The 18,726-nt window shown below is 71.6% G+C and carries 13 protein-coding genes; 8 read left to right on the forward strand and 5 right to left on the reverse strand.

The features are described 5' to 3' along the window. Positions 1 to 19: 19 nt before the first annotated feature. The 3 genes from BXA11_RS20345 to BXA11_RS20355 are packed head-to-tail and all read right to left on the reverse strand — an operon-like array spanning position 20 to position 5,200. Positions 20 to 1,372, reverse strand: coding sequence for a maltokinase N-terminal cap-like domain-containing protein (locus tag BXA11_RS20345; RefSeq protein ID WP_076436810.1), 1,353 nt, complete (start codon positions 1,370 to 1,372; stop codon positions 20 to 22). Beyond that, the gene (gene treS, locus BXA11_RS20350) at positions 1,369 to 3,120 is read right to left on the reverse strand and encodes a maltose alpha-D-glucosyltransferase (RefSeq protein WP_076436811.1); all 1,752 of its coding nucleotides are present in this window, start codon (positions 3,118 to 3,120) and stop codon (positions 1,369 to 1,371) included. Before treS ends, BXA11_RS20345 begins: the two co-directional genes overlap by 4 nt. A 31-nt stretch (positions 3,121 to 3,151) precedes the next feature. Then, positions 3,152 to 5,200, reverse strand: a complete 2,049-nt coding sequence (locus BXA11_RS20355; protein WP_076436813.1) for an alpha-1,4-glucan--maltose-1-phosphate maltosyltransferase — start codon at positions 5,198 to 5,200, stop codon at positions 3,152 to 3,154. Between the two features lie 376 nt (positions 5,201 to 5,576). On the opposite strand from BXA11_RS20355, the gene glgP reads away from it, so the two are divergent. The 3 genes from glgP to BXA11_RS20370 all read left to right on the forward strand — a co-directional run bounded on the left by glgP (position 5,577) and on the right by BXA11_RS20370 (position 10,096). Beyond that, positions 5,577 to 8,174: an alpha-glucan family phosphorylase gene (glgP, locus tag BXA11_RS20360; protein WP_076436815.1), complete on the forward strand. Its 2,598-nt coding sequence runs from the start codon at positions 5,577 to 5,579 to the stop codon at positions 8,172 to 8,174. Between the two features lie 67 nt (positions 8,175 to 8,241). After that, on the forward strand, positions 8,242 to 9,300 hold the full coding sequence (locus BXA11_RS20365) for a glycosyltransferase family 4 protein (RefSeq protein WP_076436818.1): 1,059 nt from the start codon (positions 8,242 to 8,244) through the stop codon (positions 9,298 to 9,300). Between the two features lie 22 nt (positions 9,301 to 9,322). After that, on the forward strand, positions 9,323 to 10,096 hold the full coding sequence (locus BXA11_RS20370; RefSeq protein WP_030506138.1) for an enoyl-CoA hydratase/isomerase family protein: 774 nt from the start codon (positions 9,323 to 9,325) through the stop codon (positions 10,094 to 10,096). A gap of 299 nt (positions 10,097 to 10,395) precedes the next feature. Here the strand turns inward: BXA11_RS20370 and BXA11_RS20375 are convergent, their stop codons facing one another. After that, positions 10,396 to 11,265, reverse strand: coding sequence for an alpha/beta fold hydrolase (locus tag BXA11_RS20375; protein WP_076436820.1), 870 nt, complete (start codon positions 11,263 to 11,265; stop codon positions 10,396 to 10,398). A gap of 3 nt (positions 11,266 to 11,268) precedes the next feature. After that, complete coding sequence (locus tag BXA11_RS20380) at positions 11,269 to 13,968, reverse strand: helix-turn-helix transcriptional regulator (RefSeq protein WP_076436822.1); 2,700 nt, start codon at positions 13,966 to 13,968, stop codon at positions 11,269 to 11,271. A 109-nt stretch (positions 13,969 to 14,077) separates the two neighbouring features. Here BXA11_RS20380 and BXA11_RS20385 point away from each other — a divergent pair, with 109 nt between their 5' ends. The 5 genes from BXA11_RS20385 to BXA11_RS20405 are packed head-to-tail and all read left to right on the forward strand — an operon-like array spanning position 14,078 to position 18,680. Beyond that, positions 14,078 to 14,446, forward strand: coding sequence for a hypothetical protein (locus tag BXA11_RS20385; RefSeq protein ID WP_239105087.1), 369 nt, complete (start codon positions 14,078 to 14,080; stop codon positions 14,444 to 14,446). Between the two features lie 12 nt (positions 14,447 to 14,458). After that, positions 14,459 to 15,679 carry a DUF6395 domain-containing protein gene (locus BXA11_RS20390; RefSeq protein ID WP_239105088.1) on the forward strand — a complete coding sequence of 407 codons (1,221 nt, stop codon included), beginning with the start codon at positions 14,459 to 14,461 and terminating at the stop codon, positions 15,677 to 15,679. Continuing rightward, positions 15,676 to 16,518 (forward strand): M55 family metallopeptidase, encoded by an 843-nt coding sequence (locus tag BXA11_RS20395; RefSeq protein ID WP_076436828.1) that lies wholly within the window; start codon positions 15,676 to 15,678, stop codon positions 16,516 to 16,518. The genes BXA11_RS20390 and BXA11_RS20395 overlap by 4 nt, the downstream gene beginning before the upstream one ends. 50 nt (positions 16,519 to 16,568) lie before the next feature. Then, positions 16,569 to 18,164, forward strand: a complete 1,596-nt coding sequence (locus BXA11_RS20400; protein ID WP_308441067.1) for a flavin monoamine oxidase family protein — start codon at positions 16,569 to 16,571, stop codon at positions 18,162 to 18,164. Beyond that, entirely contained in the window at positions 18,165 to 18,680 is a 516-nt protein-coding gene (locus BXA11_RS20405) for a YbaK/EbsC family protein (protein ID WP_076436830.1), read from the forward strand. Positions 18,681 to 18,726: the final 46 nt, after the last annotated feature.

Raw genomic sequence — 18,726 nt, forward strand, 5'->3', positions numbered from 1 at the left:
TCCGAACACCCCGATCTTGTCAGCGAAAGGCCGCGAGCGGGATGGGCAGCCACGAGGGGCGGTTGCGCGCCTCGTAGACCACCTCGTAGACCGCCTTGCTCAGTTCGAGCGCGCGCAGCAGCACCGCGTCGTCGCCGCGGATGCGCCCGCCGCCCTCGGAGTAGCCGGCCAGGAACGCGGCCCGGTTGCGCTCGGACCACTCCCTGGCCCGGCCCTCCAGCGCGGCGGCGTTGGGATGCCCGGCCAACAGGTGCCGTGCGGCGTACTCGAAGGAGCGCAGCATGCCCGCCACGTCGCGCAACGGCGAGTCGAGCGCCCGCCGTTCCGCCAGCGGCTGACCCGGCTCGCCCTCGAAGTCGAGCACCACCCAGTCGGTCATCGTGCGCATGACCTGGCCGAGGTGGTAGTCGCCGTGCACCCGTTGCACCGGGATCTCGTGACCGAGGTCGGCCAGCCGGTCGAACGCCTCGGCGGCCACGTCGGCGTGCTCGCCGAGGCGCGGCACCTCGGAGACCGCCTTGTCCACGCGGCGGCGGAACCGCTCGGTCATCCGCTTGATCTCGGGCGGCTCGATCGTCCCCGTGGGGAAGGCCCGTGCGAGCTCCCGGTGCACCTGCGCGGTGGCCACCCCGAGTCGCTGCGCCTCGGCGGCGAAGTCGCCTCCGGCGTCCTCCGCCGGCATGTCCTCCGGGCACGCGTAGAGGTCGCGCACGCTGGTCAGCGCCATCGACCAGCCCTCGTTGGCGTTCTGCAGGTACTCCTGCATGATCGCCAAGGTGGTGGGCTCGCCCTGGAGCTCGGTCTCGATCCAGCCGTACGGCTTGGCCACGTGGGCCGAGCCCGCGTCCGCCAGCGCCGTGATGATCTCCAGCTCGGGGTTGACCCCCGGGTTGAGCTGGCGGAACAGCTTGAAAATGTACGTGTCGCCGTACACCAGCGAGGTGTTCGACTGCTCGGCGGTCAGCACCAGGCTGCGTTGCGAGGTGTCGATCTCCACCCCGTGCGCGGGGTGGAAGCCGAGGCCGTCGAACCGGCGGTCGGCGGCCATCCCCTCCAGCAGATGCCCCGTCAGGGCGGAGTCGTGCAGCGCGTCGTACACCTCGACCTCGCGGCCGTCGTCGCGGCGCCAGGTGCCGATCCGGACGTGCCCGAGCCGGTCGGGCAGGTGCTCGCGCAGCCCGACCGGGATCTGGTAGCGCGTGCGGCGCTCCCCCTGCCGCACACACGCGATCAGATGGAGCAACGCCGGGTCGCCGGAGGCGATCTCGATCTCGGAGTCGATGGACAGGTCGTCGATGGCGCGCCCCTTGCCGGCGAACCACCGTTGTCCGGTGATCCAGCCGGCCAGGAGTCCCTGAAGTGAAGTCGTCACTCCTCCTTCGTGCCGGCCGTCCTATGCGTGACGGGCAGTGTGAACCAATAGAACCCATGCCCGGGGAGCGTCAAAAGATACGGAAGCTCGCCGATCGGAGGGAAGGGAACTCCGCCCATGCACTCGACCGGCGTGGATCCCTCGAACCTGCGCAGGTCGAGCTCGACCGGCTGGGGGAAGCGCGACAGGTTGTTGACGCACAGGACCCGGTCGTCGCCCAGCTCGCGCACGAACGCGAGCACGCTCGGGTTGGACGAGTTGAGCTCGGTGAACTCGCCGAGGCCGAACACCGGGTGACGCTTGCGGATCTCGATCATCCGCTTGGTGAAGTGGAGCAGCGAGCTGGCGCTCTTCTGCTGCGCCTCGACGTTGATCGCCTGGTATCCGTAGATCGGGTCCATGATCACCGGCAGGTAGAGCCGGCCGGGGTCGCAGCTGGAGAAGCCCGCGTTGCGGTCGGGCGTCCACTGCATGGGCGTGCGGACGCCGTCCCGGTCGCCGAGCCAGATGTTGTCGCCCATGCCGATCTCGTCGCCGTAGTACATGACCGGCGAGCCGGGCAGGCTGAGCAGCAGCGCGGTGAACAGCTCGATCTGGTTGCGGTCGTTGTCCAGCAGCGTCGCCAGCCGGCGGCGGATGCCGACGTTGGCCCGCATGCGGGGGTCCTTGGCGTACTCGGAGTACATGTAGTCGCGCTCTTCGTCGGTGACCATCTCGAGCGTGAGCTCGTCGTGGTTGCGCAGGAAGATGCCCCACTGGCAGTTCTCGGGGATCTTCGGCGTCTGGGCCAGGATCTCCGAGATCGGGTAGCGCGACTCCCGCCGCACCGCCATGAAGATGCGCGGCATCAGCGGGAAGTGGAAGGCCATGTGGCACTCGTCGCCGCCGGTGACCGGGTCGCCGAAATACTCCACCACGTCGGCGGGCCACTGGTTGGCCTCGGCCAGCAGCACCCGGTCGGGGTAGAGGCGGTCCACATCGGCCCGCACCCGCTTCAGGTACGCGTGGGTCGCGGGCAGGTTCTCGCAGTTGGTGTCCTCCTGCTCGAACAGGTAGGGGATCGCGTCGAGCCGGAACCCGTCGATGCCCAGGTCGAGCCAGAAGCGGATGACCTCCAGCATCGCGTCCTGCACGTCCGGGTTCTCGAAGTTGAGGTCCGGCTGGTGGTGGAAGAACCGGTGCCAGTAGTACTGCCCGCGGACCGGGTCGAAGGTCCAGTTGGACGCCTCGGTGTCGATGAAGATGATCCGGGCGTCCTTGTACTGCTCGTCGGTGTCGCTCCAGACGTAGAAGTCGCCGTACGGGCCCTCGGGGTCGTGGCGGGACGCCTGGAACCACGGGTGCTGGTCGCTGGTGTGGTTCATGACCAGGTCGGCGATGACCCGGATGCCCCGTTTGTGGGCTTCGTCCACAAGCCTGATGAAGTCTCCCAGATCACCGAAGTCCGGGAGGATCTTCATGTAGTCCGAGATGTCGTACCCGCCGTCCTTGAGGGGGGACTCGTACAGCGGGAGCAGCCAAAGACAGTCGATGCCGAGCCACTGGAGATAGTCCAGCTTCTCGATGAGGCCACGGATGTCGCCGGTGCCGTCGCCGTTCGAGTCGGCGAAGCCCCGGATCAGCACCTCGTAGAAGACAGCCCGCTTGTACCAGTACTTGTCCCGTGGCTCCTCCTCGGTGAAGGTGTTGGGGACCGGTTGCGTGTGGCTGGGCTGGGTGTGACTGGGCTGAGGTGTCGTCGAGCTCACCTTTTGACTCCCCGGATGTGCCGAGCTGCGCTCACGGGCGGTGCGCTGACCCGTGGCGGAGCGTGAGAATGTGTGCGGGATGGACGTGCGGGTCGAGGCGCACGTAGTTCGCCTGCCCCCAGCGGTACGACTCGCCCGACAGTTGGTCGTCCACGACGAACTCGGCATGCCAGTCGAGACCGAGGGCCGGCATGTCGAGCCAGACCGTCGCCTCGTGTGTGTTGTGTGGATCCAGATTGACGACGGCCAGCACGACATCGCCTAGTCCGTGCCGTCGTGAGGCCGTGTCATAGGCGCCGGGCAGCCGCTTGGAGAAGCAGATCACGTTCGGCTGGTCGACGTTGTGAAACCGTAGGTTACGCAATTCCTGGAGTGCCGGGTGCGCTCTTCGCAACAAATTGAGCTGGGTAATGAGCGGGGCAAGGCTGCGGCCCTCACGCTCCGCTTCGGCCCAGTCACGCGGCCTGTACTGGTACTTCTCGCTGTCGAGGTACTCCTCGCTGCCCGGACGGACCGGGACGTTCTCGGCCAGCTCGTACCCGGAGTACACACCCCACGTAGGCGCCATCAACGCGGCCAGAACGGCGCGGATCTTGAACGCCGGAAGGCCTCCGTGCTGGAGGTACTCATGCAGGATGTCGGGCGTGTTGACGAACAGGTTCGGCCGCAGGTAGTGCGAGGTCTCGTGGGACAGCTCCCGCAGGTACTCCTCCACCTCGGGCTTGGAGTTGCGCCAGGTGAAGTACGTGTACGACTGGTGGAACCCGACCTTGGCGAGCGTGCGCAGCATCGCCGGGCGGGTGAACGCCTCGGCGAGGAACAGCACGTCGGGGTCGGTCGCGCCGATGTCGGACAGCAGCCGCTCCCAGAACCGGACCGGCTTGGTGTGCGGGTTGTCCACCCGGAAGATCCGCACGCCGTGGTCCATCCAGTGCCGGACCACCCGCTTGATCTCCGCGTAGATCCCCTCGGGGTCCTTGTCGAAGTTCAGGGGGTAGATGTCCTGGTATTTCTTCGGCGGGTTCTCGGCGTACGCGATCGAGCCGTCGGCCCGGATATTGAACCATTCCGGGTGTTCCTTTACCCAGGGATGGTCGGGGGAGCATTGGAGCGCGAGGTCGAGGGCGACCTCCATGCCCAGCTCGCGCGCCTTGGCGACGAACTCGTCGAAGTCCTCGATCGTGCCCAGGTCGGAGTGGATCGCGTCGTGCCCGCCCTCCTGTGAGCCGATGGCCCAGGGCGACCCGGGATCGTACTGGTCGGGGGTCAGGGTGTTGTTGCGGCCCTTGCGGAACTGCGTCCCGATCGGGTGGATCGGCGGCAGGTAGACCACGTCGAAGCCCATCTGGGCGATCGCGGGGAGCCGCTTGGCCGCCGTCCTGAACGTGCCCGGCTTGGGCGCGACGTCCTCCTGCCCCACCATGGCGCCCTCGGACCGGGGGAAGAACTCGTACCAGGAGCCGAACAGCGCCCGCCGCCGGTCCACCCGTACGCGGTTGCGGCCCGACCGGGTGAGCAGGTCGCGCAGCGGGTGCGCGGCGATCAGCGCGGCCGTCTCGGGCAGCTGGGTCACCGCGAAGCGCGCCCTGGGGTCCACCGCCTCGTCCCGCAGGCGGGCCGCGAGGGCCAGCAGGGCGGCGCGGTGACCGCAGGTGCCGCCCGCCTCCGCCGCCGTGCAGTCCGCCGCCCGCACGCCCTTGGCCGCCCGCTCGAACAGCCGGGCGCCCTCCTCGCACATGAGGTCGGCGTCCAGGTCACGCGGGATCTTGATGCCCGCGTCGTGCATCCACGTGGCGATCGGATCACTCCACGCCTCCACCCGGAACTGCCACAGGCCCTCGGTGGGCAGCGTCACCTCGACGCTCCACCGGTCGGTGCCGGGCGCGACCTCGCGCATGGGCAGCATCCGGCCCGGCGTGCCGCTCGGGTCGGTGAGCACCACGCCGGCGGCGACCGCGTCGTGTCCTTCGCGGAACACCGTCGCACTGATCTCGAAGGTCTCTCCCGCGGCGGCCTTGGCGGGCCACTGGCCGCAGTCGACGACGGGCTGGATGTCCTGGATGGGAATGCGTCCGATCATCGTCACTTCGTACTCGGGGGCGGCACACCGGGTGCCGCCGGGGTTTGCGGGGCGGGAACAGCTGTGGTCGGGCGGCAGCGCGAGAGATCGGAGCCGCTGGCCGCGGTCCTTCCTCGTCATACAGGGGTTGCCCTAATAGTCCACTCTTACCCCTGCCGAACGAAAGACCGTTCCCCGTGTTTGGGACGGCGCCGCGGGGAGATCGATCATTGCGTGCCGGCCACCGCCGTCCGGCGCGGACATCACCAGCTCAAGGGTACTTTGGTGAGGTTTGAACCGGTTTGATGGTGGTGAGAGCCTTCGAGAAGTGGCATCGCAGGACGACAAGTTTGATTCGGTCGCGCTTCGTGGCGCTGAGTAACTAGGGTCTGGCCCCGTGAGAGCTATCCGCAGGTTCACTGTCCGAACCGTTCTTCCCTCACAGCTCGCACCCCTGGGCGAGTTGGTCCAAAATCTCCGATGGTCGTGGCACCCCGAGACCATGGACCTGTTCGCCGAGGTGGATCCCGAGGTCTGGGAGCGTGTCGATCACGACCCCGTCGCGCTGCTCGGCGCGGTCGAGGCCGAAAGGCTGCACGAGCTCGCCCAGGACCGGCGCTTCCTGCGCCGTCTGGCCGACGCCGCCGACGACCTGCGCGAGTACATGACCGCCCCCCGGTGGTACCAGTCGCTGGAGGGCGCGGCGAAGGCGATCGGCTACTTCTCGCCCGAGTACGGCATCTCCGCCGCCCTGCCGCAGTACTCCGGCGGCCTCGGCATCCTCGCCGGCGACCACCTGAAGGCCGCCAGCGACCTCGGTGTGCCGATCCTCGGCGTCGGCCTGCTCTACCGGCACGGCTACTTCACCCAGTCCCTGTCCGCCGAGGGCTGGCAGCTCGAGCACTACCCCTCCCTCGACCCCGGCGGCCTGCCGCTGACCCTCCTCAAGGAGGAGGACGGCGCGCCGGCCCGCATCAAGATCGGCCTCCCCGAGGGGCGGGTCATGCACGCCCAGATCTGGGTGGCCCAGGTCGGCCGGGTGCCGCTGCTCCTGCTCGACTCCGACGTCGCCGAGAACGACACGGTCGCCAGGGACGTGACCGACCGCCTGTACGGCGGGGGCGGCGACCACCGCCTGATGCAGGAGTTGCTGCTCGGCATCGGCGGCGTGCGGGCCATCCGGGCCTACTGCCGGATCACCGGCCGTCCCGAGCCCGAGGTGTTCCACACCAACGAGGGCCACGCCGGCTTCCTCGGCCTGGAGCGCATCCGCGAGCTCACCGAGGCGCGGCTGTCGTTCGAGGAGGCCCTGGAGGCCGTACGCGCCGGGACGGTGTTCACCACCCACACGCCGGTCCCCGCGGGCATCGACCGGTTCCCCGCCGAGATGATCGCCCGGCAGTTCGGCGGTTCGAACGCCTGGCCGACGGTGTCGGTCGACCGCATCCTGGCGCTCGGCGCGGAGCCGGAGGGCCCCGACGCCGACCCGTCGGTGTTCAACATGGCGGTCATGGGCATGCGGCTGGCCCAGCGGGTCAACGGCGTGTCCGAGCTGCACGGCCACGTCAGCCGGGAGATGTTCCAGGGCCTGTGGCCGGGCTTCGACGTGGACGAGGTGCCGATCGGCTCGATCACCAACGGCGTCCACGCCCCGACGTGGGTCGGCCGGGAGATGATGGAGCTCGCCGGCGAGGAGCTGCCCTCGCTGATCGACAAGGCGCAGGGCTGGGAGGGCGTGCACAAGCTCTCCGAGGCCGACATCTGGGGCATCCGGGGCACGCTGCGCGCCCGCCTGGTCGTGGAGGCGCGGCGGCGGCTGCGCAAGTCGTGGCGCCAGCGCGGCGCCAGCGAGGCCGAGCTGGGCTGGGTGGACGAGGCGCTCGACCCGGACGTGCTGACGATCGGCTTCGCCCGGCGGGTGCCCTCCTACAAGCGGCTGACCCTCATGCTCAGCCAGCCCGACCGGCTCCGCAGGCTGCTGCTCGATCCGGACAAGCCCGTGCAGATCGTCATCGCGGGCAAGGCCCACCCGGCCGACGAGGGCGGTAAGAAGCTGATCCAGCAGATCGTCCGCTTCGCCGACTCCGAGGACGTGCGGCACCGCATCGTCTTCCTGCCCGACTACGACATGGCGCTCGGGCAGCTCATGGTGACGGGCTCCGACGTGTGGATGAACAACCCGCTGCGCCCGCTGGAGGCGTGCGGCACGTCCGGCATGAAGGCGGCACTCAACGGCGGCCTCAACCTGTCCATCCGCGACGGATGGTGGGACGAGTGGTACGACGGCAACAACGGCTGGGCGATCCCCAGCGCCGACGGCGTGGACGACCCCGCGCGCCGCGACGACCTGGAGGCCACGGCGCTGTACGACCTCATCGAGCGTGAGGTCGCCGACCGCTTCTACGACCGGGCCGCCGACGGCCTGCCGCGGCGCTGGCTGGAAATGGTCAAGCACACGCTGAGCTCGCTCGGGCCGAAGGTGCTGGCCGGGCGCATGCTGCGGGACTACGTCACCGACCTGTACACCCCGGCGGCCGCCTCCGCCCGCACGCTCGCGGCCGACGGCTACGGCGACGCCCGGCTGTTCGCGGCCTGGAAGCTGCGCGTGGCCAAGGCATGGCCGGGCGTGCGCGTCGAGCACGTCGAGGCGACCGGCGTGGGGGACACCCCCGAGCTGGGGGCCCGGCTGGAGTTGCGGGCCACGATCGCCCTGGGCGAGCTGTCGCCGGAGGACGTCCAGGTCCAGGCCGCCTACGGCCGGGTGGGCGCGCACGACGAGCTGCTCTCGCCCGGCTACGTCACGCTGAAGGTCGATTCGGTGGGCGACGACGGCCGTGCGTACTACACCGGCGTCGTGCCGCTGGACCGGACCGGCGCGTTCGGCTACAGCGTGCGCGTGGTCCCGTTCCACCCGCTGATGGCGTCCGCGGCGGAGCTCGGCCTCATCGCCGTGCCGGAGGAGCCGGTCGGCATGACCAACGGCACCCTGCGCTAGGTCGCGTCCGGTCCCTGTCACCTCTCTCGCCTGCTTCCCTCGCAGGTGAGAGGGGTAGACCAGCACCATGGCACAGGCCCTGCACATCGGGATGGTCGCTCCGCCGTGGTATGACGTGCCGCCTCGCACGTACGGCGGCATCGAGGCGGTGACCGCCGCGCTCGTCCGCGGTCTGCGGGCGCGCGGGCACCGGGTCACCGTCATCGGGGCCGGCCGCGAGGTGGATCTGCGGACCTACGACGAGCCGCCCTCGGACCGGATCGGCGAGTCCTTCCCCGAAGTGGTGCACGCGGCCGAGGCGGCCCGCCTCCTGCAGGGCCTGGACGTGGACATCGTCCACGACCACTCGCTGGCCGGTCCGCTCACCGCCGCAGGGCGGCTCGTGCCGACGGTCGTCACCTGCCACAACGATGTGAGCGGGGAGCTCGGCGACTACTACCGGAGCCTCGGCGGGGACGTGTCCCTGGTGGCCATCTCCGCGGCTCAGCGCGCCCACGCGCCCGACCTGAACTGGGTGGGGCGGGTGCACAACGCGCTGGACGTCGCCGCGTGGCCGTTCCGGGAGCGCAAGGACGACTGGGTGCTGTGGCTGGGGCGGCTCAGCCCCGACAAGGGGGCCCACCTCGCGATCGAGGCGGCACGGGCGGCGGGCCGCCGCATCCTGCTGGTCGGCAGGCGTGCCGAGCGGGCGGAGCACGCCTACTTCCGCGAGCGGGTGGAGCCGCTGCTCGGGCCCGGCGTCGAATACCTGGGGGAGGCGGACGGCGCGCTCAAGAACGACCTGTTCTCCCGGGCCCGCTGCCTGGTGCTCCCGCTGCTCTGGGACGAGCCCTTCGGCATGGTCATGATCGAGGCGATGGCCTGCGGCACCCCGGTGGTGGCGCTGCGGCGGGGCGCGGCGCCCGAGATCGTGGTGGACGGGGTGACCGGCTACGTCCGCGACACGCCCGGCGAGCTTCCCGCCGCGATCGAGGCGGTCTCCGCGCTGGACCCGCACGCGGTGCGCGACCGCGTGGTCCGGCACTTCGACGTGCCCGTGATGGTCGGGGGATACGAGCGCGTCTACCACGGCGTCGTGGCGGCGAGGGCGGCCGCGGCCCGGCGGCCCCTCCCGCTCGGCCGCTGATCTCCCCTTTATGGTGGGGGCCATGGGTGAATTCGTCAGGGTGGAGATCTCCGAGCACATCGCGACGATCCGGCTCGACCGGCCGAAGATGAACGCGCTGAACCGGCAGGTCCAGGAGGAGATCGCGGAGGCCGCGCGCCTCGTGGACGCCGATCCGAACACGCACGCGGTCATCGTCTACGGCGGCGAGCGCGTCTTCGCGGCCGGCGCCGACATCAAGGAGATGGCGGTCATGTCCTACGCCGACATGGCCGTGCACTCACGCACTCTGCAGGACTGCTTCACCGCGGTCGCGCGGATCGGCAAGCCGGTGATCGCGGCGATCACCGGGTACGCCCTGGGCGGCGGCTGCGAGCTCGCGCTGTGCGCCGACTTCCGGGTGGCCGGACAGAGCGCGAAGCTCGGCCAGCCGGAGATCACCCTCGGGATCATCCCCGGCGCGGGCGGGACCCAGCGCCTGCCCCGGCTGGTCGGGCCCGCCAAAGCCAAGGAGCTGATCTTCACCGGGCGGCACGTGGACGCCGCCGAGGCCCTCGCCATCGGCCTGGTCGACCGCGTGGTGCCCGACGGCGAGGTCTATACGGCGGCGCTCGAACTCGCCGCGACGTTCGCCGGAGGGCCGGTCACCGCGGTGCGCGCGGCCAAGCTCGCGATCGACCACGGCCTGGAGGCCGACCTCGACACCGGCCTGGAGATCGAGCGCCTCCAGTTCTCCGGGCTGTTCGCGACCCAGGACGCCCGGGAGGGCATGACGGCCTTCGCCGAGAAGCGCCGCCCCAAATTCACCGGCCACTAACCCCCCTCCCCCACCCCCCGTGATCTTGTAGTTTGTCGCAGCCGTCCCCGCTGACCTGCGGCGACCATCCCCGTGATCTTGCAGTGACTTGCCGGGCGCCCTCGCTGACCTGGGCAGACCACGTTCGCGATCATGCAGAGTGCAAGGGCGCCTGTCGTGTCGCAGGCGCGCCGTGGGCAGGTCGTGCCGCAGGCACGCGGTGGGCGGGGTCGTGCCGAAGGCGCGCAATGGGGAAGCGTGCCGGAGGTGCGCCATGGGAAGCGTGCCGAAGGCGCGCAATGGGGAAGCGGGCCGGAGGGTCAGGACGTGTGGGCGAGGACGGCGCCGGCGAGTTCCTCGTGCACCTCGGGCGGCAGGGTGTGGCCCATGCCCTGGACCGTCATCAGGCGGGCGCCGGGGATCCCCTCGGCGATGAGGGCGCCGTGGCCCGGCTTGGCCGGCTCGTGCGTGCCCTCGACGACCAGGGTGGGAGCCGTGATCCGGTGCAGGACGCCCACCGGCTCGAAATCCGGCTTCGCCGCCGCGGCCAGCCGGTGGTTGGCCGCCGAGTCGAGGTCCCGCGCCCGGTCGTACAGGCGTTCGGCGAGCCTGCGCGAGGCGTCCTCGTCGAACGGAAGGCCGCCGCCGTGCAGCACGCGGTCCTCCGCGATCATGCGCTCGATCCGCTCGCGCCGGTCGCGCGGCGGCGGCGCGGCGATCACTTCGCGGTAGAACGCGACGAACTCCGGCGTCGGCTCGGGCAGGCTGCCCTCGGGCTGCGGCTCACCCATCAGCGCCCGCATGAGCACCGCGCCCTCACCGCCGCCGAGCGGCGACGAGCCGATGACGGTGAGCGTCCGCACGCGCTCCGGCCGCTCCACCGCGATCAGCTGCCCGAGCAGCCCGCCCGCCGAGTGGCAGACCAGATGCGCGCCGTCCAGCCCGTGCGCGTCCATCACCCGCAGCACGTCGTCCTTGATGTCGTCCCACGTGTACGGATCCTTCTCGAAGTCGATGATGTCGGACATCCCGGTGTCGCGGTGGTCGTAGCGGATCACGCGCCGGCCGCCGGCGGCGAGCCGGCCCACGAACTCGTCGGGCCACAGGATCCCCTGCGACATCGAACCCATCACCAGCACGATCGGCGCGTCGGCCGCGGCCCCGAACTCTTCACTCCAGATGTTTGGCATGGGCTAAAGCATGCTGTGCCGGGCCGCCGGCGCCTTCCGTAGAACTACTAGCCGCGCCAGCTCAGTACGTGAGGTGATGCCGAGCTTCGGATAGATCTTGTACAGGTGGTATTCGACCGTGCGCGGGCTGAGGAACAGCCGGGCGGCGATCTCCTTGCTGGTCGCGCCGTCCGCCACCAGGGTGGCGATGCGCAGCTCCTGCGGGGTGAGCGCGTCCAGCGCCATGCCCCGCACGTCCGGCGCCACCTCGGGAGCCGGCGGCGCGTCCTTCCCGGCGTGGACGCTCTCGCCCGCCGCGCGCAGCTCGCCGTACGCACGCCGTGCCCAGGGCGCGACGCCCGCGCGCTGGAACGTCTCGAACGCCGCGCGCAGGTGCGCCCTGGCCTCTCCCGGCCGGTGCGTACGGCGCAGCCGCTCGCCCAGCAGCAGCCCCGTCCTGGCCGCCTCGAACGGGTTGGCGTGCAGTCGTGAGGCCTCGCCGAGCGCCTCGACCGCCTGGTCGTCCGGCAGGACCAGGCCGCGGCACCGGGCGAGCAGCGCCCTGGACTCGGCCGTCCCCGCGTGGGCCGACCAGCGCTCGTACGCCTCCAGGGCCGCCCGGGCGGTATCGCCGTCGCCCGCGCCGGCGGCGGCCTCGATCCGGTCGGGCGTGCTCCGCCAGACCACGGTCGGATGACCGGCTCCCGGGCCGGCGGCGACGATCGCGGTGAACCGGTCGTGCGCGGCGGCGAACCGGCCGAGGCAGAGGTCGAGCATGGCCAGGGCGTACGCCGCGAGCCCGGCGCGCAGGCCCACCCGGTGGGGGACGGCGATGGCCAGCGCCTCCCCGGCATACCGGGCGCAGGCCTCCTCCTCGCCGCGCAGGGCCGCCACGGCCGCGAGGTTGGCCAGGTGCGCGGCCACGGTGTTGGCGTATCCGGCCTCGCGAGCCAGCTCCAGGCCCTCCTCGGAGACGGCCCGGCTCTCGGCGAGGCGCCCGCCGAGCCGTTCCGCGGTGGCGACGAACTCCAGCACCACGGGGAGCTGCCCGGTCATCCCGGAGACCCTGGCCACGCGGCCGGCCCGCTCGGCCAGCTCGGAGGACAGGTCCACCTCGCCCAGGTAGCTGGCCGCCGCCGTCGCCCACAGGAACTCGGCCGCCTCGCGCAGCTCACCCGTACGGCCGAGCGCCCGCCTGAGCAGGTCGTGCCCGCCGCCGCCCGCGAGCGTCGCGCCGATGCCGGCGACCACGTCGCGCAGGAACCCTTCGGGGAAGGCCGCCGCCCGCCGCCCGATCTCGACCATGGCCGCCGTGTCGCCCACGTACGACGCCGCCTCCGAGGCGTCGGCCAGCATGTCCAGGGTGTCGCCCGCCGCGAGGATCCGTACGGCCTCGGCGGCGTTGCCCGAGTTCAGCTCGAACCGTCCGCGTAGCCGGGCGATCTCCATGGTCAGCGCGGTGTCCGCCCCGGCGAGCTCGCGCGCCTCGGCCAGCAGGGACTCCGCCTGGCCGGGACGGCCGCCGAGCCACGCGGCCACGGCGGCGTCCTTGAGCCGCCCGGCGCGCACGAGCGGTTCTGGGGTCAGTTCGGCGGCCCTGGTCAGGGCGGTGGCGGCGGCGCCGTACCCGCCTCGGTCGCGGGCCCGTTCGGCGGCCAGCGCGAGCGCGGCGGCGACCGGTTCGTCCTGGCCGAGCGCGGCCCCGGCCAGATGCCAGGCCCGCCGGTCCCCGCCGGACATCTCGGCAAGCGCCGCGTGCGCCTCGCGGCGTGCGGCGGGGGAGGCCGCCTCGTACACCGCAGACCGGATCAGCGGATGGCGGAACCGCACGTGCGTCCCGGACACGCCCGCGAGCCCGGCGGACTCGAGCTCGGGCAGCGCCGCATCGCCCGCGCCCAGCCGCTCGGCGGCCCGCAGCACCAGGCCGAGATCGCTCTCGACCGCCGCGAGCAGGGCGGTCAGCCGCGCCCCCGGGGACAGCGCGGCCACCTGGTCGCCGAAGAGCCTGCTCCCGCCGGGAAGGGGGTCGGGCAACGGTTCCCGCCCGGCCCGCTGGGCGGCGGTGAGCAGCCGTGCCGTCTCGTGCAGCGCCAGCGGATTGCCCCCGGTCAGCGCCACGAGGTCGCGCCTGACGGGCGCGGCGAGCGCGAAGCCGGCGTCGAGCAGTTCGGCGGCCGCCGGTTCGGCCAGCCCGGCGATCTCCAGCGAGGGCAGGCCCTTCACCGGCGTGTCGCCGCGTACGGCCAGCGGCATCGCGATCGGCTCGGTGCGCAGCCGCCTGGCGGCGAACAGCAGGGCGTCGGCCGACGGCCGGTCCACCCACTGGAGGTCGTCGACCACGCAGATCAGCCCGTTCGGCGCGGCGGCCTCGGCCAGCAGCGACAGCACCCCGGCCGCCAGCAGGAACCGGTCGCCGGAACCGGCGGGGGCCAGCCCGAGCGCACCGCGTACGGCCTCGGCCTGTGGTTCCGGCAGCGCGTCGAGCAGCCCGGCCACCGGCAGCAGCAACTGGTGCAGGGCGGCGAACGCCAGGTCGGCCTCCGCCTCGACCCCCGTGGTCCGCAGCACGCGCATGGGACCGCCGCGGGAGGCCGCCAGGTCGAGCAGCGCCGTCTTGCCGGCACCCGCCTCGCCGCGCAGCACGAGCGCGCCGCCGTGACCTTTTCCGGCCCGGTCGATCAGGTCGTCGATCGCGGCCGTTTCCGCCGATCTGCCGTAAAGCACAACCGCAGACTGTATTGCCCGGTGCAGGACAGCGGATTCCCAGCCACTTCTGAGCGACTCCGCATTTTGTATCAAGAAACGATCCAAAATGCCGCTATCGTGGCGGCCCATGATGCGGTTGCGAGTGCTGGGCCTGTCACGGCTGCGCCGGGCGCTGCTGTCCCGGCTCGACTCTCGGTACGTCACCAAGCCCGATCACCGGCAGGACCTGAAGGACGCCCTCTGGGAGGTCCAGATGCTCCGCCGGGAGGTCGTGGGGCTGCGTGACGAGGTCGACCGGCTGCGGCGGGTCGCCACGGCGCCCGTGAAGCCGGCCACGGCGCCCAAGCCGGCCTCGGACCTCAAGGCGGCCGAGGCGCACCGGCTGGCCACCGAGACCGCCGCGGCGGTGGACACGCTGCTGCAGAGCGAGATGCGGATCTGGCAGGCGATCGACGACCTGTCGGCGCGGGTGGGCGCTCCCGGACGGGCGGGGTGACCGGTCGTGCGGGTGCGGTGGACACGTGACGAGGACGTCTGGCGGCTGGTCTTCCTGCTCGACGCGGAGGACGAGACCACGGGGGCCTGCACCGACGGCCACCCCATCGAACTGCGGACCAACTCCTGCCACGTGCGGACCGGCGCCGCCGGCGCGTCCCCGCATCCCGACCTGCTCGCGGTCGCCGCATGGACCGTCGTCGCACCGTGGACCAGGCGGCGGGTGACCTTCGACAGGCCGATCTCCGCCGGGCTCGCCGAGGCGCTGCGCACGGGGTGGGGCGTGGACGCCGGGCCGGTCGGGTCGGAGCCGCGTACCGGCGCCCGGCTGGCGATCTCCTACAGCGGGGGCGCGGACTCGATGGCGGTTGCCACGATGTTCCCCGACGCGCCGTTCGTGCACTTCCAGCGGGTGAGTCACCCCCGGGTGCCCAACCGGTGGACGCACTACCGCGCCGAGGTGCTGGCGCGGCTCGTCCGCAAGACCGGGCGAGAGGTGCACGTCGTCCAGTCGGACCTCGAGTTCGTGCTGAGCCGGCCCCGGCCCGGCTTTCCGGAGCACCAGGCGGTGACGGCGGGCGCGCTGCTGCTGGCCGACGACCTCGACCTCGGCGGCGTCGCCTTCGGCCACGAGCTGGGGTCGCGCTGGCTGGGCGGCGAGCGGTACACCCACCGCTACAGCCCGGACAACCCGATGTGGGCGGCCGGCGGCCCGTGGGGCCGTCTGTACGCTGCGGCGGGGCTCGCGATGGTCCTCCCGGTCGGCGGCCTGAGCGAGCCGGTGACCATGCGGATGGCGATGGAGTCCGACCTCGCGCATCTGGTCCGCTGGTGCCTGCGCGGCGACCTGGACGGTCCCTGCGCGACGTGCTCCAAGTGCCTGCGCAAGGAGCTGATCCTGGCGGCCGTTGAGCGGCGGCCGCTGAACACGCCTATCACCGCCGCGATGCCCGCCGCGCGCAAGTGGCAGGAGCCGCCGCCGTACGGTGGCCAGGAGACGATCGAATACGGGTGCGCGCACGTCCCGGGCATCGAGGAGACCCCCTTCGCCAAGGCCGCGGAGTTCCTCCAGGCGACCCCGGAGTCCGTACGGTGGCTGGAGCACTGTTATCCGCCCGCGCTGCGGGAGATACCGGAGCCCTGGCGTGCCCGGGTCGAGGCGTACGTCGGTGAGAACATCGGGCTGATGACGGAGGACGAGGCGCGCCGGGTGGAGACGTGGGGGGAACGATGAGGATCTACCTGTCGGTGGACATGGAGGGGGTCACCGGGCTGACCGATCCCGAGGAGATGCACGACGGGGGCCGCGGGTACGAGCGCGGCTGCGAGCTGATGACCGGGGACGCCAACGCGGTCGTCCAGGGCGCCTTCGACGCGGGCGCGGCGTCCGTGCTGGTCAACGACGCGCACGGGTCCACCAAGAACCTCAGGATCGACCTGCTGGACGAGCGGGCCTCGCTGATCAGGGGGCCGGGCAAGCCGCACCGCATGGGGCAGGGCCTCACCCCGGACATGACCGCCGCCTGCTTCGCGGGCTACCACGCGCGCGCGGGCGTGCCACACGGGGTGCTCAACCACACGTGGATGGGCAAGGAGATCCAGAACGTCTACCTGAACGGCGAGATCTGCGGCGAGACCCGGCTCGTCGCGGGCTTCGCGGGCTCGATGGGCGTGCCGGTCGCGCTCGTGACCGGCGACGAGGCGGTGTGCGAGGAGGCCGGAGAACTGCTCGGCGACGTCGAGACGGTGGCCGTGAAGAAGGGCATCGACAGGTTCTCCGCCGAGCTGCTGCCTCCGGCGGTCGCCTGGCGCCGCATCCGCGAGGCCACGGCGCGCGCGCTGGGCCGGCTGCCGGACTTCCGGCCCTACGTGGTCGAGCCGCCGTACACCCTCGGCGTGGAGTGGAACTCCACCGCCATCGCCGCGGCCTGCTCGATCGTGCCGGGAGTGCGGCTCGCCGGGCCCCGGCACACCGAGTTCACCACGGACGACTACCACGAGATCATGGCGTTGTTCGGTATCTTCTCCATGATCGGCGGTCAGGTGGCCTGCGGCAGCGGCCGGTACGGCTGACGCCGGGTCCCCCCCGACCCGGTTTCCCCCCCGAAGAAAGAGCAGGCAGAGTGGGCAGCGACGGCGTGACCCGTGAGCGTACGGGTGCGCTGACGCGGCGCGCCTTCCTGGTGGGCGTCGGCGCGGCCGGAGGCGCCGGGGCGATGTACGCGGCGATGGGGGCGCTCGGGCTCGCGCCCGAAGACCAGCAGAAGGACTACACGCCGCCGAGCCGCTCCGACTTCGCGCTCAGCGGGAGGGGCGCCGGCTCCGTGGTGATCCTCGGGGCGGGGATCGCGGGCCTGGCCGCGGCGTACGAACTGGGCAAGGGGGGGTACGACTGCACGATCCTGGAGGCGCGCGACCGGGTCGGCGGGCGCAGCCTCACGCTGCGCGGCGGCGACCGGCTGCCCGAGCTCCCCGGTCCTCACCAGGAAGGTGCGACGCAGGAGGCGCGGTTCGGGGAGGGCGTCTACTTCAACGCCGGACCGGCCCGCATCGCCCAGTGGATGGTCACCCTGGACTACTGCCGTGAGCTGGGCGTGCCCATCGAGTTGTTCGTCAACGAGAACTCCGGGGCGTACGTCTACAACCACGGGATGAAGGCCCCGGTGCGGGCCCGTACGGCGCGTGCCGACACCTACGGCTACATCAGCGAGCTGCTGGCCAAGGCCACCAGGACCGGCGCGCTGGACCGGCGGCTGACGGCGGCGGACAAGGACCGTCTGCTCCACTTTCTGTCGGAGTTCGGCGACATCGGCAAGCGCTACGTCTACACGGGGTCGGAGCGCAGGGGCTTCGCGACGTACCCCGGCACGGGAGCCGGGGTGCCGTTCGACGGCCCGCCGGCCCTGTCGGAGGTGCTCGGCTACGGGCTCGGCCGGTCGATCGCGTTCCCGTTCGGTTTCGAGCAGGCCATGCCGATGTTCCAGCCGGTGGGCGGCATGGACGCGATCGCGGTCAAGCTCGCCGACACGGTGGGGCGTGACCGCATCCGCACCTCCGTCGAGGTCAAGAAGATCACCAACCTGCCCGACGGCGTGGAGGTCGAGCACACGGGCGGCTCGGCCAGAGCGGACTTCTGCATCGCGGCACTGCCGCCGCACGTGCTCGCGCGCATTCCCGGCAACCTGGACGCGCGGGTCGTCGCGGCCCTGAGGACGCCCACCCCGGTGTCGGCCGGGAAGATCGGGCTGGAGTACCGCCGCCGCTGGTGGGAGACCGACGAGCGGATCTACGGCGGCATCACCGAGACCGACCTGGACATCGCGCACATCTGGTATCCCTCGTACGGTTTCCACGGCACGCGCGGGCTGGTGGTCGGCTACTACAACCTCGACGAGGACGCCGAGGCGTACGGCCGCCTCACCCACGCGGAGCGGCAGCGGCGGGCGCTCACCCAGGGCAAGAAGATCCACGGCGAGAAGTACCGGTCGGAACTGCTGTCGAGTGTCTCGATCGCCTGGCATCGGCAGCCGTTCATCGAGGGCGCGTGGGTCGCCTGGCCCTCCTACGAGGGTGCCTTCACGCTCCTGCAGCGACCGGCCGGCCGGGTGTATTTCGCGGGCGACTGGCTCACCCACCTCATCGCCTGGCAGGCGGGGGCGCTGGAGTCGGCCCGTAAGGTGGTCACCCAACTGCACCAGCGCGTCGTCAAGGAGGGCTGAATGCCGCTCGAATGGGTTCCCGCGTCCGACCGGCCGGACCTGCTCGCCGATCCCGTCGCCAAGGCCGTGGCCTCGCTCGGCATCACGGTGGAGGTCGCCGAGATCGATCCCGCGCTCTCCGACACCGCCGCGTTCTGCGAGCGGTACGGCGTGGCGATGGAGGACTCGGCCAACTGCGTCATCGTCGCGGCCAAGCGGGGCGGGGAGACGCGGTACGCCGCCGTCATGGTGCTCGCCACCGAGCGGGCCGACGTCAACGGAATCGTGCGCCGCCATCTGGACGCGCGGAAGGCGTCCTTCGCTCCGCAGGCGGAGGCCGTCGAACTGACCGCCATGGAGTTCGGCGGGATCACTCCGATCGGCCTTCCCGAGGGCTGGCCGGTGCTCGTTGACGAAAACGTGACCCGGCGGCCGTTCGTGGTGATCGGCAGCGGCGTCCGCCGCTCCAAGCTGGCGCTTTCCGGTGAGGCGCTGGTCGCGGCGACGCGGGGGGAGGTCCTCGCGCTCACCATTTGACCGTTTGCCGGGAAACCGATCGCGTCTTTTCTCCGTTGTGCTGAGC

Origin of the sequence: Microbispora rosea (genome assembly GCF_900156315.1) — a bacterium.
In the GTDB taxonomy this organism is placed as follows: domain Bacteria; phylum Actinomycetota; class Actinomycetes; order Streptosporangiales; family Streptosporangiaceae; genus Microbispora; species Microbispora rosea.

Bases quoted from the DNA above. Each gene is read 5' to 3' on its own strand.
- BXA11_RS20355 (WP_076436813.1), bottom strand. From the start codon at position 5,200: ATGATCGGACGCATTCCCATCCAGGACATCCAGCCCGTCGTCGACTGC.
- BXA11_RS20365 (WP_076436818.1), top strand. From the start codon at position 8,242: ATGGCACAGGCCCTGCACATCGGGATGGTCGCTCCGCCGTGGTATGAC.
- BXA11_RS20370 (WP_030506138.1), top strand. From the start codon at position 9,323: ATGGGTGAATTCGTCAGGGTGGAGATCTCCGAGCACATCGCGACGATC.
- BXA11_RS20375 (WP_076436820.1), bottom strand. From the start codon at position 11,265: ATGCCAAACATCTGGAGTGAAGAGTTCGGGGCCGCGGCCGACGCGCCG.
- BXA11_RS20385 (WP_239105087.1), top strand. From the start codon at position 14,078: ATGATGCGGTTGCGAGTGCTGGGCCTGTCACGGCTGCGCCGGGCGCTG.
- BXA11_RS20395 (WP_076436828.1), top strand. From the start codon at position 15,676: ATGAGGATCTACCTGTCGGTGGACATGGAGGGGGTCACCGGGCTGACC.
- BXA11_RS20405 (WP_076436830.1), top strand. From the start codon at position 18,165: ATGCCGCTCGAATGGGTTCCCGCGTCCGACCGGCCGGACCTGCTCGCC.